Below are 13,867 nucleotides of genomic sequence, written 5' to 3'. Positions count from 1 at the left end.
CATTCGGGAAACGCCTGCATTCCACTCGCTAGGGCCGCATCAAGCGGCCCTTGCAGGCGTTATAGCGGCGACGGTCCACGGTCAGAATCGTGGTACGGCTGCTCTCGCAACGCCAACTGGCTGTAATCCGGCGTGATCGTGATCTGCCGGGTCGCGTAGTTGGCGTCCACGTATACGCGGTCGCCAGGCTTGAATCCGAAGATCTTGAAATCAATATCGATCGCCTTCATCCACGGCAGATACGGCCAGCCTCGCTTGGGAAGGTCCGGGTAGTTGCGCAGGACCAGCTCAAACGTCTTTTGCATGTTGACCGGTTTGTTCTTTCTACGACGTGGCTTAGTATTGGCGTCAGCCATTTCCGACTCCTTGGGTGAGTTGGTGGTGGTCAGCGGGTCGTATGGGTTGCCGCCCATGCGGCCCGCGCTTCTTTGATGCCTTGGGTTTCCCCTTCTTTCTCCCCTCTTCGCTGCGTCTTGTTGGGCAAGACGGCTTTCGTTCGACCATCGGTGCGAAGGGGACTGCGTTCTACTTCCGATGACGAGAAGCAAAGCTTCAAGACCAGTGTAGTCGGGCTGGCATCTCAGAAATGGGGGATTGAGGGGGATTGGCCGTTAGGTATAGGGAGGTGCGTGGCCTCGAACGACATTGGACTTCGATACACTGGCTGAGCGCTTTCATCAATTCGCGGCATCAACGGGTTGAATATCGGTCGTGACAGTCGTTAAAGGTGAGCATCAACACGGACACGGAGCCGGCAATAGCCCTCCGCTCTCGGTCGTGTTCACGCGAAAACTGCAATCCAGCAGCGAGGGCCGCGCGAAGCGGCCCTCGCTGCTTATGCCTGTTCCTCTTCTTGAGGCAGCCGCACCATAAGGCTGCTCTCGCCAGTTCAACGCACCCCGGTCAGGTTTGATGGTGATGTACCGAGGATCGAAATTGAACGCGATCCCCCAGTTGGAATCCGAACATCTCGAGATACTAGAATGCACAACATTGTCTCGCTTGGCGAACAAGCCATCTGTGCCAATTGTCGTGCCGCGAATTGCCTCAATCTTTTCATCCTGCACGATCGCGGCCTGATCTAGCGGATTTTTTCATTATTTCCGCAGGACTTGTCAGGGCATCGATTGTCCTAACGGCAACCAATACATGCAGAGTTATCCAATTCCCTATGCCAGACGTAAAAAAAATCCCATATTACCAACTAGAATCCGGGGTTCTATATTCCAGCAAACGGTGGAAATGTTATTCCGGTGTGGTCGGCTGCGTTCCAATCGACACGCAGCAAAAAATCTCGTTCGATAGGCTTGCACCCAACGAGCCACCACCGCCACCGAAGACAGCTGCGCCAGTCGCGCCGCAAAAGCCACCTGCTCCAGCCCCAGTCAAACCACCCACCAAGCTACAACCGAGTGATAAACCTCAAGACGCCGAACAAGCGGACAAACTGCCAGAGTTTGATCTGCAGGACATTCCCAAGGCAATGGACAAGATGGGCTGGCCGATCTCGGCCAAGCTGGCACGAGAGTGGTTTGCAAGTCCCAAGCACGTCTATAACGACCAACTCAACTCGGTGCAACCGATCGACGACAGTACAGTCACTCTCGATTGGGCGTTGCGATTTGACGGTGCACTTCAGCGGTTCAATCACCTCGTCCGGAAAGCGATTTACACCCCGAATGCTGCTGAATCAGCGAGGAATACGCTTGCGCCAGTAATCGAGAAGAGCTTTGTAGGCGGACAAATGAATGCGGCAGGTATCGTGATCGACACTGTGCCCTTTCTCACGAATCTGCTTCAGTTTCATATCGCTTGGAGATTTCAGTACCAGTCGGTGTCATCCGTCGACACACTCGACGGTACCGCGTTGACCGATCTAACCGGCGCGTTGGCAAACTTCAATTTCTACGCTGCTATCGGGAAGGCGATCGTTACCGGCGAACGCTACTACAAGTATGAAGGCAAGGACAAAACGTTCTGTTTCGAGCCTGTTGTGCAGATCACCCATGTCTACGTCTACATCAAGGATAGTTATTCATTCAATGATGATTCGTCATCCAAGAGCCAGTATCTTGGCCACTGGAACAAGAACGGAATGGTGCTGTCGTATGTCGCTGCTGCCAACGATTTCTTCAAGAGCAGTAACTTGAACGTCGGCAACTCAACCATCGAAAAGTGGCACTATCTCCCTGAAGGCGAAGAGGTCAACAAACCGATTGACAAACGGACGAGTCTCTTTCGGAGGTTCATGAAGAAGGATGTGTACTGGCCGGTGCACAACAAGACGTACCGCGACTGGAGAGCGATACACAATCGTGGCGGGGACTTCATGGTTTACAGTAGGCCCAAACTCGTGAAACTGGACAAACCGATAGTTTTGAAACTCGATACCGTATGCAAACCAATCCCGGCGGAGCAATGAAGATGACTCACTCCATCCTCAGAACGATCCTGGTAGTCGGGGCCGTGACCTTGATGGCCGCAGCCATGTGGGCGTTCCTTCCGCCTGACGGCACGAATGCGATCGCGATTTTCGCACTCAGGAACGGGAAGACAGCGTTCGTCATCGTCGGCGCAGTCATCTTTGCAGCCTACTTCTACTGGCTTCTTGGAAATATCGCCCGTTTCGGCCGAGCGAAGCGGGCAGGACTGTTGATCGCCACATTGGGCTTGTTGGGCTGCTTCTCGCTCATCATTTTTGGCGGGGTCACGGTTGACGGCACCGATTGTGAGCGCTTCAACTACAACGACAAGATGAATGGTGGGATCAAACAGGTCGACGGCACGACCTACATCGTCAACGTCTGCGGAAGTGGTCCTCGCGGACATGGATTTTTTGCGGATCAGAACGAGCAGGTCAAGCTCGTCGTCACCGATGCGCACGGTTCCGTGCTCGCCAGTCGCCTATTTTTCGTTTTTTGGGACGGCCGGCCAGGTGAAGATTCGATCAAAATCCACGATGCCAAGTTGATCTATTTCGACGCAGCGGACGAGTACGACAGTAAAAGGACGATCTCGATGCCGCCGACCATTATCGACTGGGTTACCGCAAGAATTCCAATTCGCCTTCGCTGAAAGCAACACACCAGCCAATCCTTGTTGGAATGGGGTTTTTCGCCAAGACAAATCCACCCGATCCGATGGATCTACTTAGCGAACTGAAACGTCGCTCGCCCTTGGCGATCATCACCGGATCGAAGGTGCCTTCGCGGTCGCGCGGAATCTCGACGTCGAGCAGATCGTCGTCGGTCGCGATGCGCTTGCGGCTGGTACCGTTGCGATGGTTCGTGCGGCCTGCCGGCTTGGCTTCGCCCTTCTCATCCAACGCCCTTTGCGAGCGCCGACCCCCTAACGGCGGCGGGCAGCCGTTACCGACCCACAGCGGTCTTTCACATTAATCAAGAACGGACATTTGAACGTTCAGCTGCAAACTTCCCAGACCGGTAGTCCCTACGAGCCCACATTGACCGAGCGCCCGTGGAATTCCGCATATTCGCCCTTGCGAGCTTTATCAGCTACCCAGAACGCGCCATCCCTGAATTCCGCAAGCCCTTTATCCAGCAAACGGTGGATATCCGTCCGTACCATCACGCCATCATGCGCGTCGTTGTGAAAACGCCAGTTCCGGCCGGGCAGATGTGCCGCATCAAGCACTGCTCTCACTTCGGCCCCCGACACAACGCATCGCCAGCGACAGCGATCACCGACACGTAAGCGAAATATGCTCTGCCGCATGCGTCGTTCCATCTCGACGGTCACCTTCTTTGAGCCAATACCCGTTCCTTTCGGTTCGTCGTTCGCGCCACAAATTGAAGATAGGGGAAGCTCAAAATCGAGTACCGCTCTGACACAGTTGGCTGAATGGTGCACCCGGGAATCCTCGAACCAGAGGGACGGGGCCTTGGTGGCACGCGCTCGCTCCGGCCACAGCTTAATCTGCCTACGGTATGCCCTATCAACATCATCGATCTCCAGTGCCACATAATTTGTGATGTGCGTCTCGCCCATGTGAACAAACAACGCATGCGTGGCTCCATGCTTCTTTGCGCTGCGCACGCGCGCCGCGACGTACTCAATGAAGTCCTCGTCTGGTTTATGTCCCGTCTCGAGCATTCCGAACTGGATGGCTGCGTATTTCTGTGGACCCGTCCAACCTTGTTTCATCCAAAACCGTACCGCTGTCTCATCAGCTGTCGTTGCGTCAACAAACTTCATCGCACCATGCTTCGACGTGGTGACGCCGGAAAACCCGTTCTGTTCGAGCAGGCCCGGCAGCAATTCAAGAATCAGTTCCTCGTTCCGGTACGACTCCGGACCTCTCGCTAGATCCTTCGACATGGTGGCCTCTTTCTAGCTTGACGTGAATCTCGTCTTTGCCACATCGCATCTGCAATTGACGCTATGCACTCCGCACGCGTATCGCTACCGGTCACCGACAGGCCCGTTCCAATCGCCAAGTGATAGACGGATCTCATGAGTTAGGAGTGTTCGCAGTTCGCGGACGCAACTGTGGGCGCACGGCTTCAAGGCTTTCGGCGAGTTGCCTGTAGTATTTCCTGAGCCGGGGATCATGTATTGCTTTTCTTATCCCTACCGCGCGAATTGCCGCAGGTTCACCTCGGTTCGCCCGTTCTTGAAAAATCTTGTCTTCTTCGGACCTTGGCTTTATCGTCGCTCCAACTGCAACCTCCAAGCACTTTAGACGAATCCATTTGCGGGATACCTTGTCCAAGTGTCCGAAGTTCTTCCTGAGAGCTGCTGATAGTTGCATTGCCACGCTGATTATGCGCACTACGGCCGGCGGGTGAGTTCGCCCCGGGACATCGGACCAATCGAAGGTTGTCGGCTTGATCTTAACGACAGACATCATCGCGCCACCGGTGAGTAGTATCGCAAGCGCTCGTTGATACTCGACTTTCTCGGCCTCGCTAAATGACTGCACATCCCACAGCTTGGCGAGCAGCTTCGTCACGACGATTCGGCATATTGTGAGCCCCACTTGGTCGGCCTGATGCTCAAGCGCCTGCTCCGTTATCTTCGTCTCGCTCTGCTGCGGATCCAAGTTATCGTCGGCCTCGGCATGGGCGCCGCTCAGATAATAGCCATCGTGTCCCGACAGATGATGGCCAGCCTCATGACCGACAAAATACGAGATTCCCGCAAAATACAAAAAAGATCCCAGTGTGCTCCGAAATCCGCCCTTCAGCGGAGGAATGTCCACCAAGCTCTGCCCAAGCCGCGATTCAAATAGTTCCGGAAATGCTGCCGCAACGCGATCTCCCATATCGTCGGCCGCCGCGTGTAGGATTTTCATAAGACCTTCGCTGATAACAATCCAGTCGTGCCCCGTGCCCCCCCAAACGGCGAGGGCATTGGCACGCTCAGACGCTGAGATTACACACACGAGTTGCTTGGGGTTGCGCACATAGCCGTGCCGAGCTTGCATTACGGCCCACATGATTACATCGCAAGTAGACGCAACTAACTCCGACTTTGACGGTAATGAAAGCTTGTCCGTCTTGAAGTACTTGATCAGTTGTACCTTGAGGTCGGCGTCGCCAAGGGCAGTTTCCGAAATTCGATTGAAATCGTGTTCGGTTGCGGCGTGAGTCATGCATGCTCCGGCAAGAAATTTGTGCACATTTGCAAGTGCGTATTTTCAGTAATTGTCGGCGATCCGAGTGCCTATGTCGACTAACCGAAACTGGCCGAGCTGAGTCAGACGATATAACGCTGTCTGTTTGGCCTGGCTCAGCCCTATACAGGTGATCTACGTGTACAAGACGCGCCCCGGACATAGGTACTCTGACTCATTCAGAATCGGATGCGCCGTCATTCTTAAGTTCGGCGAATTTAGTCGCCATCGTCGGGCTCCCACAATGCGGGCAGATGATTTCGTGCACGATTACTCACCCTCCACCTTGGCCAGAATCTGCATGAGCATTTCTGGCACCGTGCCATCGGCCTTAAGTGTAGCCGTCCGATATGCGAGTTGATTTTTCGCGAGACTAATTCCTGCCGCAGCCTCAACGTCTTTACAAGCGGTGATCCATTCAACCCAGTTCGCCGTCAAGAATGATTCAAGGTGATCCTCAAAGATCGCTACCTGATCTGCAACGATGGCAGATGGGAAATCCTCCTCGGTTCGACAGAAGTACCTAAGCGCCGCACGATTCGCTGCTACATGGCCCTTCCGCTCCTCATCGATCTTGCTTTGCGCCTTCCCATTGGCCTTCGCCCGCGCCTCAAATCCGCCATCCGCATCAAAGAGCGCGTAGACCGGGATACCGATACAAGTCAGGATCGCGTGAGCAAGTGGAATGGATGCCTTACCTCCCACCGGGACGATGGAGATGCCAGCGGCCTCAAGCGAGCCGAGCGAAGTCTTATCGCCAATACCATAGAACACTGACGACTCTGTCGTACCCTCCACGAGAAAGGCGCGATGCGCGAAGAGTGCCACAGTAAGCTGATTTGCCACGATGCCGTCCAACTGGCGCTCAACTGTGTCGGCGCTAACCACACCGTTAAGTTTGGCCTTCACGTCAGCAACCGTCGCGAGGTGGACAGTTACGACAGGAATCTCGTCAGATGATCTCGTCAGCCTCCGGACCTGATCGAAATGTCGGGCCTCAAGGAAGTAAGGGCTATGAGTAGCATAAGCTACCTGAATGCGCTTACCGGTGTCCTCGGCAAGCGACCTGAGCACCTTCGCGAACGTCTGAGCTTGAATAGGGTGCTGAAATAGTTCTGGCTCTTCGATCGCCAGGCAGATGACACCTTCTGTCGACGCTGCCCCCGACTGCGCCAAAAGCTGAAGCGCGGAAATCAAAAGCGTGCGCTGAAAACCATGCCCCTGCCGCTCTACCGCAGTCTCGGTTGTACCGTCGCGTATCGCCACCTCGAATGTGGTTCGAGGGGCCTTGAGCTCAACCTCTGCAGGCGAAACCCTGACAGCCCGACCGGGTGAGTAAGATGAGACGACTTCGTTGAGCTGCGCCGTTATGGCGTCAAGCTGCGCTTTGAATTTCTCCTCGTAAATATTCTGCTGCTTTGCGCGTGACTCCTCGACGATCTTCGCAATCTCCTCATCAGCCGCAGCGCGATCGACTGAACGCTCAAGAATTCGACCAATGATGCTCGATTTTCCGTCGATCGACTCCTCGCTCGCCCGAAGGTCTGCAGTGACCAAGACGAAGTCAAAAAGTCCACTCATCTTGCCCCCGCTATTGAAGCCGAAAAAGTTGGTCTGCAAAGACTCCGGAGCTTCGGTCAGTTGCTCAGTATGGCCAGCCTCCCAAGCCGTCATAACTTGGTTAGCAGCGTCTGCACTAGTCCAAGCCGGAAGAGCCAGCGACGAATCAGAGCTCCGCAGATCGTTGTAAGCCACTTTCTTATCGGCAGCGGATCCTTTGCTGCGGATGGCGTTGAATGGTGGGTAACTCTTCGAGTTCGCAGATAAACTTTCAGCTCCGTCTGGGCTGCGGCGCTTCCACGCGGTGAAGGTCATGACCCCTGCAGGAGCATACTTGCCAAGCTCGTCTCGATCCTTGTCGGTAAGGTCAGCGAATGTAACCTGAACCTCGACGTCTTCGTCGGTCGCCCCGAAAGAACAGTCCTTCTCCGTTAGTGAACCGGGTTTGCCGTTAAAGTACCAGTCGAGGGCACGAAGCACAGTGGACTTGCCGGCCCCGTTGGGCCCGATGAACGTCGTAATGGAATCGAAGGGAATCGCCACGTCTTTCAACGTGCGGAAATTTTTTATTCGAACGGATTGTATCTTCATTATGGGCTCGAGCTTCTTGTGCCTTTTTAGCGAAGATAGATCTGCCGACACCGATGTGGCATCCCCAAAAAGCACTCTATCGCTGGTTCAATTGCAAACGTTTATCGCACCGCTATCTTGCGACCTACGACTGTCCGGTTTGCTGAGGTATCCAGCAAAAACCATTAGCGCGTGTCTGCGGAAATCTAGTCAACGATGGCTATACGCGAATCCCAAGAGCTATGCTTCCCAGACGGGATGGGACGGCGCCCAGGAAATGTTTGAGCGAGGATCGCAATTTTTGACATCTGGCCGAGGTCGAAACGCCGCCAGTCAGGGAGTACACCGTTGCTGCTTTGCCCCCCGATTTGATAAGCGAGAACTTGCCTGACGCCATTTGTAACCCCATATACATGAGGCTCGGCAATTCTCAGACAATTATTATAATAAAACTCAATTAATTTCTTATTAGCGATAGCCTCGATTATAATATTTCCCATATGGTCCCCGTTTTTTGCCGGCAAGTCCGTGCTACGTCGTGGGCACGGTCGGCCTCACAGAGGCGATACCTGCCATTAGGTTTAGTGTCTGTTCAATGTATACGGTAAGCGTTGCGGAAGCCAGAATAAATTGCATTCGTTTCGACATGGAAACGGAAACACCGCCTCATCATCCCCAAACAAGTCCGTATAAAACGTCTCGCTCTCGAAGATAACGGCAACATCATCCGTATACTTGATCCCCACATCCCCTACCCAAGCCTTCAAAAGCGGCACCGTTGTGACAACAAGGCTCACCGTCCCGTCATTCGACTTTAGGAAAACCCCATCCGCCCTCGGCGTCATCCCGTTATCGACAACGAGGCTCTGCACGGTAGTCCCCACCTTCCCGGAAAGCCCTTTCGCCTTGACGGCGCCAACAAGCTTAACCAGACGCGCATTCACCTCGACCATGTATTTCTTGTCCAGATCCACCTGATCCTCCACCCGCGCTGCTGTAATCGCGTCGACGGCTTTCTTCCGATAAGAAAGATAGGAATCGGTAGACAACGCAATCACCTTCGCCCCACCGCAGCCACCACCGCGACGAGCATCACCGGCCCCACTCCGATCTTCCACTTGGAAATGCGTTTCATTTTTATAAGCGTTACCGAATCCCGCGCCGACATGCAAAAACGGCTGCCGTGAATCCACGACAGCCGTCCCTCAGAAACGCCTTATTCTAAATCGCGAATCAGACTTTACTCATCCACCTTGAAAGCCGACACTAATCGAGTCAATTCCGCCGCCTGCTGCTTCAAGCTCGCGGCAGCCGCTGCACTTTCCTCCACCAACGCCGCATTCTGCTGCGTCATCTGATCGAGCGACTGCACCGCGTCCCCGATCTGATCGATCCCGGCGCTCTGCTCCAGGCTCGCTTCAGCGATCTCGCTCATCATCGCGCTCACCCCCTGAACCTGCGAAACAACATCGCGCATCACCTTCCCCGCCTCACTCACCAGCCGCGACCCGGTATTCACCGTCCCCGCGCTATGCTCGATCAGCGTCTTGATCTCCTTCGCCGCCTGCGCGCTGCGCTGCGCCAGATTCCGCACCTCAGAAGCCACCACTGCAAACCCGCGCCCCTGCTCCCCGGCCCGCGCCGCCTCCACAGCCGCATTCAACGCAAGAATATTCGTCTGAAACGAAATACTGTCGATCATCACGATGATCTCGGAGATCCGCTGCGACGCGTCGCTGATCTCCTGCATCGTGGTCACGACTTCGCCCACCACCTGCCCGCCGCGCGCCGCCGTATCGGCGGCACCGTTGATCATCTTCGCGGCCGTCGTTGCCGTTTCGGTGTTGTTCCGCACCACGGCCGTGATCTCTTCCATCGACGAAGCCGTGCGCTCCAGGTTGCTCGACTGCCCTTCGGTGCGTTCGCTGAGGTCCGCATTCCCCGTCGCAATCTGCGCCGACCCGGTTGCAATCGACGAGGAAGCCGCGCGAATGCTGTGCACCAGCGTCGACAGCGACGACACGAACCGGTTGAACGCATCCGACAACTGCCCGATCTCGTCCTGGCTCTCGACCGTCATCCGGCGCGTGAGGTCACCCTGCCCGCTGGCGATCTCCGACAGCAGTGTCGCCGCGCGACGAATCGGCGCGGCAATCGCACGCCCCACCAGCCAGATCACGAGCAACGCGACACCCAGCCCCACCACCGCCGCAACCAGCGCGGCACTGCGGATCGCACGCGTCACCGGCCCCAGCAACTCAGCTTGCGGCACCTCGACGACCACATACGCGTTCAACTCCGGAATGAACGACGTCGCGATGAACCGCGCCCCGCCATCACCGTTGTAGCTCAGGTACGCATACGGCCGCCCGGCCAACAGCGTCGACGACGCATCCCCCGGCAACCCCTGCTGATCCTTCATGAAATGCTTGCCGTCGATCAGCGACGAATCGCGATGCATCATGATCGCGCCGTCGGGACGCACGAGATACGCGAACCCGGTCTCGCCGATCCGGTAAGCAGCGATACCCTTCGCGAGCGCATCGACGGACAGGCTCATGCACGCAGCACCGATCGGCACGCCATCGAGTTCAACACGGCTGTTGATGAACATCATGTAGCCGCCGACAGTCACTTCGCGGTCCATGTTCACGTCGAACGCCTTGCCGGACGACAGGAAGCCGGTCAGCCACTGATCCTTGTCGGTCACCTTCCGCTGCAGGCCCGATTCGTTGTAGTAGTTGCCGCTCTTCACGGACACCCACTGCACCGACGCGGCCTTCTGCTCGTCCTTCACGTTCTTCGCGAGCTGGATCCAGTTGCGCGTGCCGGCGTCGGGTTCGCCCTCGGCTTCCCATTGCAGCAGGAACGCATCGCGCGCGAGAATCCGCGACGCGGCGATCGGCCCGGCCATCTGCCGCTGCACGTCGGCGCGGATGCCGTTCACGGCCGTCGGCAGCTCTTCGCGCACGACGCGATCGCGCACCGCGTTGCCGATCAGGCGGATGCTGAGCCCGCTCGAGATCGCGACGAACACGAGCAGGCAACTCGTCATGCTGAGAATCAGCTTGTTCTGTATGGAAAGCTTGCGCCAGAAATGCATGGGGAACCCTCGATAACCGCTCGGTCTGAGCCAGTTTGGGTTATCGGCATGCACGCGCAGAACCGCATCGCTGATCTCACATGTTCATCATGCGAGATTCGTTATGTCGTTGTCAGGCGGACATATGCGGCCGCTTATAGATGCGCGAACAACGAAAATTCAGCGCCAATCAATATGCAACGAAGATCGTCACCCGCCGGTTGCGCGCCCGCGCGGCGGCATCGTCCCCCGCGACGAGCGGCTGCGTATCGGCCCGCCCGATCGCCGCGAGCCGGTGCGGTGCGACGCCGCGCTCGGTCAGGTAGCGCACGACGCTCCCCGCCCGCGCCGACGACAGCTCCCAGTTCGATTCGTATTTCGCGTTCGCGATCGGCACGCTGTCGGTGTGGCCTTCGACGAGAATCTCGCCGGTCGCGTGATCGCTGAGTGCCTGCGCGATCTGGTTCAGCACCGGCGACGAATCGGGCAGCAGGCGCGCATCGCCTACGTTGAACAGGATCTTCGCGTCGATGCCGATCTCGACGCCATGCGGCGCTTTCACGAGCGAGATCCGGCCATTCGACTTCAACGAATCGAGCAAGGCGAGCCACGGCGGCGAGTGCTCAGGCGTCACGGTAGCGGTCGCAGCAGCGGATGCACTCACCGCGCTTTCCGCATGCCGCGCGAGCGTCTGGTACCGCGCATCGAGCGCGTTGTATTTCGCGAGCTGGAGCACGTACAACGCGAGAAACAGCACCATCAGCGTCGTGATGAGATCCGCGTACGAAATCAGCCAGCGGCCAGATTGCGCGCCTTCGAGTTCGTCGTCGTCGCGGTCGGCGGCGGATGCGCCGTCAGTTCGAGCAGTCATGCGATTGGCATTCCGGGTTCGTCGTACGACACACGCGCATCACGCGAGCGATTCGACCGCGCGCCCGCGCACGTCGCCGGTCAGGCGCGTCTCGATCGTGTGCGGCGATTCCTTGCGCGAGATCGCGAGCAAGCCGTCGAGATACAGCTTGCGAAACCGCAGCTCGCTGTCGATCTGCGCGCGCAGCTTGCCGTAAAGCGGCAGGAACACGAGGTTGGCGAACGCCAGCCCGTACAGCGTCGCGATGAACGCAACCGCGATGCCCGGCCCGAGCTGCGCCGGTTCGAGCATATGGCTCGTCACCTGCACGAGCCCGAGCACCGACCCGAGAATGCCGAACGTCGGCGCATAGCCGCCCGCCTGCTGCCACACGCGCGCAGCGGCGAGGCGGCTGCGTTCGTAGGCATCGAGTTCGCGCTGCAGCGCGTCTTCGAGCACGGCGGTCGATACGCCGTTCGCCAGCAGTTCGAGCCCGCGGCGCGCGAACGGATGGATGCCGCTCACGTCCATCGATTCGAATGCAAGCAGCCCGTCGAGCTTCGCGCGGTCGCCCCATTCGAGCAGGTCGGACAGGTTCTTGCGATCGACCTCGCGCGCACGGACGAACGCGAGCCGCAGCTGCTTCACCGCGTCAAAGAAGCGCGCCCACGTGTTCTGGATCATCACCGCGCCGAGCGTGCCGCCGAGCACAATGATGAGCGCCTCGAACTGGAACAGCATCGAGAAATGCCCGCCTTCCAGCGCGAAACCGAACACGATCGCCGCACCGCCCAACAGCACACCGGCCAGGGTCAACAGGTCCATGCGCGTCTCCTCGTCATGCGTCCGAAGCCGATGCGACAGGCACGGTGCCCACCGCCGGCGCCTTTGCCGCGCGAACGGCATCCAGCACGCGCTGCTCGATATCCTCGATCTCGACCGGATCGAGCTTGAGCTCGCGACGCATCACCCACGACACCTCGTTGCGCCGCGCCTCGGTCATCACGGAGAACAGCTTGTCGGCCACCGCGCGATCGTCGAGATTCGCGACGAGCTTCGCGAGATCGTAGGTGTCGAACGTGCTGATGACGTCGAACAGCGTGCGCTGGTCGATCGACACGAGATCCTCCAGCGAGCGCACCTCTCCACGGCGCGCGTTGCGCCGCGAGAAGTACGTCACGCCCTTCTGTTCGACGTAACTGAGGACCTTCGATTTGCGGAACGCGAACAACTCGTCGGCAATCTCGCCGTTCGACAGCTTGTTGAGCAGCATCGTCTTCTCGACGCCGATCAGCGCTTCGAGATCGGCCAGCTCGATGAGTTCGAGTTCGCTGTTGATCGACAGGTCGAGATCGTGATCGGCCACCTGCTGCGCGCGATCGATCACGCGCGCGGCGTCGAACGTGACGACCTGGCGCGCATCCGACGACGCCGCGTAGTCGACCGCCCCGCCCGCATGGTCCGCCTGCGCTGCTTCGATCGTGACGAGATTGAGCTTCTCCATGCGTCGCAGCATCGCGAGCACGTGCGGCCGCGAATGGCCGGCAATCGCGCGGCATTTGCGGATCACTTCGGCGAGCGGCACCGAGGTTTCGGCCGCATGGGCCTGCATCGGCCGGCGCGCCCACGTGTCGCCGCCATCGCGCGCTTCGGCGCCCGCCATCAGCGACAGCACATGCGCATACGACAGCACGCCCGGCATGAAGTCGGCATGGGTGTAGGTGGCGAGTTGGTCGTCCTTGCGCTTCACGCGGCGGATCATCGTTCGCACGATGTGGCGCAGCAGCGCCGACACGCGCTCGATTTCTTCATCGAGCATGCCGGCCGGCACGACCGTGAGCTGACAGAATGAAAGTGCCTTCGCGGTATGAGCGCGCGGCTCGGCCGCGAGCAACGCCGATTCACCGAAGAACTCGCCGCGGCCGAGGGTCGCGACGACGACGCGCTTGTCTTCGCATCGTGTGGACAGCTCGACCTTGCCGTCGGTGATCAAGAAGATGACGGGCTCACCCGCAAAGCCCTCGGAGTAGATGATTTCTCCGGGCGCCGCCGTACGCGTCCACGATTGCTGACGATTCAAGTCGATTCCCCTGCTGCGCTTGCTTTCTTGTGCGGCGGCGCGTCGCGCTGCATGCGCGATCATCGCCGCCGTTCCCCGTGCTCCCGTTTA

The 13,867-nt window shown here is 57.9% G+C and carries 11 protein-coding genes and 1 pseudogene; 2 read left to right on the top strand and 10 right to left on the bottom strand.

Annotation, left to right across the window (positions count from 1 at the left end; all coding sequences use genetic code 11):
* Positions 1 to 59: 59 nt before the first annotated feature.
* Positions 60 to 356 carry a hypothetical protein gene (locus LXE91_RS29220; RefSeq protein WP_039344872.1) on the bottom strand — a complete coding sequence of 99 codons (297 nt, stop codon included), beginning with the start codon at positions 354 to 356 and terminating at the stop codon, positions 60 to 62.
* An 815-nt stretch (positions 357 to 1,171) separates the two neighbouring features.
* Here LXE91_RS29220 and LXE91_RS29215 point away from each other — a divergent pair.
* Both LXE91_RS29215 and LXE91_RS29210 read left to right on the top strand, forming a co-directional pair.
* Positions 1,172 to 2,422, top strand: coding sequence for a DUF6402 family protein (locus LXE91_RS29215; RefSeq protein ID WP_039344875.1), 1,251 nt, complete (start codon positions 1,172 to 1,174; stop codon positions 2,420 to 2,422).
* The gene (locus LXE91_RS29210; protein WP_039344878.1) at positions 2,395 to 3,075 is read left to right on the top strand and encodes a hypothetical protein; all 681 of its coding nucleotides are present in this window, start codon (positions 2,395 to 2,397) and stop codon (positions 3,073 to 3,075) included. Before LXE91_RS29215 ends, LXE91_RS29210 begins: the two co-directional genes overlap by 28 nt.
* A gap of 64 nt (positions 3,076 to 3,139) precedes the next feature.
* Here the strand turns inward: LXE91_RS29210 and LXE91_RS29205 are convergent.
* From LXE91_RS29205 to LXE91_RS29165, 9 genes and pseudogenes are all read right to left on the bottom strand, one after another.
* A pseudogene (locus LXE91_RS29205) lies at positions 3,140 to 3,322 on the bottom strand (transposase); the annotation flags it as partial.
* Positions 3,323 to 3,450: 128 nt separating this feature from the next.
* Positions 3,451 to 4,338: an HNH endonuclease signature motif containing protein gene (locus LXE91_RS29200; RefSeq protein WP_039344881.1), complete on the bottom strand. Its 888-nt coding sequence runs from the start codon at positions 4,336 to 4,338 to the stop codon at positions 3,451 to 3,453.
* A 133-nt stretch (positions 4,339 to 4,471) separates the two neighbouring features.
* Complete coding sequence (locus LXE91_RS29195) at positions 4,472 to 5,614, bottom strand: hypothetical protein (protein WP_039344883.1); 1,143 nt, start codon at positions 5,612 to 5,614, stop codon at positions 4,472 to 4,474.
* Positions 5,615 to 5,905: 291 nt separating this feature from the next.
* On the bottom strand, positions 5,906 to 7,786 hold the full coding sequence (locus LXE91_RS29190; protein WP_039344887.1) for an ATP-dependent nuclease: 1,881 nt from the start codon (positions 7,784 to 7,786) through the stop codon (positions 5,906 to 5,908).
* Positions 7,787 to 8,346: 560 nt separating this feature from the next.
* On the bottom strand, positions 8,347 to 8,958 hold the full coding sequence (locus LXE91_RS29185) for a hypothetical protein (protein ID WP_135370724.1): 612 nt from the start codon (positions 8,956 to 8,958) through the stop codon (positions 8,347 to 8,349).
* A 47-nt stretch (positions 8,959 to 9,005) separates the two neighbouring features.
* Entirely contained in the window at positions 9,006 to 10,868 is a 1,863-nt protein-coding gene (locus LXE91_RS29180) for a methyl-accepting chemotaxis protein (protein ID WP_039344891.1), read from the bottom strand.
* Positions 10,869 to 11,037: 169 nt separating this feature from the next.
* Positions 11,038 to 11,718 (bottom strand): OmpA/MotB family protein, encoded by a 681-nt coding sequence (locus LXE91_RS29175; protein ID WP_039344894.1) that lies wholly within the window; start codon positions 11,716 to 11,718, stop codon positions 11,038 to 11,040.
* A gap of 39 nt (positions 11,719 to 11,757) precedes the next feature.
* The gene (locus LXE91_RS29170) at positions 11,758 to 12,522 is read right to left on the bottom strand and encodes a flagellar motor protein (RefSeq protein ID WP_039344897.1); all 765 of its coding nucleotides are present in this window, start codon (positions 12,520 to 12,522) and stop codon (positions 11,758 to 11,760) included.
* A 13-nt stretch (positions 12,523 to 12,535) separates the two neighbouring features.
* Complete coding sequence (locus tag LXE91_RS29165; RefSeq protein ID WP_039344977.1) at positions 12,536 to 13,777, bottom strand: cyclic nucleotide-binding domain-containing protein; 1,242 nt, start codon at positions 13,775 to 13,777, stop codon at positions 12,536 to 12,538.
* Positions 13,778 to 13,867: the final 90 nt, after the last annotated feature.

This window comes from Burkholderia contaminans, from assembly GCF_029633825.1.
Classification (GTDB): domain Bacteria; phylum Pseudomonadota; class Gammaproteobacteria; order Burkholderiales; family Burkholderiaceae; genus Burkholderia; species Burkholderia contaminans.
Note: the sequence above shows the minus strand (reverse complement) of the source record. Positions and strands in the feature narration are given on the sequence as shown.